Annotated in this window: 1 protein-coding gene; it reads left to right on the forward strand. The window is 72.2% G+C overall.

Annotated elements, in window-relative coordinates; translation table 11 throughout:
- On the forward strand, positions 1-335 hold a 335-nt coding region (locus tag HA630_RS02890; RefSeq protein ID WP_166832251.1), incomplete at both ends, for a VWA domain-containing protein.

A 335-nucleotide genomic window follows, 5' to 3' on the forward strand; every position in this document is an offset into this window, starting at 1 on the left:
CCCTACGACGCGCTGGCCAAGGCCCGGCTGGCGGGCATGCAGGGGCAGTGGTCCACCCGCATGGGCACGGCCATCCGCCACGCCACGGCCGCGCTCCAGGCCCAGCGCCACCGCAAGAAGCTGCTGCTGGTGGTCACCGACGGAGCGCCGGCCGACGTGGACGTGCGCGACCCGAACCACCTGCGGCAGGACGCGAAAAAAGCGGTGGAACAGGCCGCCCGCCAGGGCGTGACGACCTTCTGCATGAGCCTGGACCCGCGCGCCGACCCCTACGTGGGCCACATTTTTGGGGCCCGCCACTACCTGGTGCTGGACCGGGTGGAGCGCTTGCCGGA

Source organism: Aquabacterium sp. A08, from assembly GCF_011742065.1.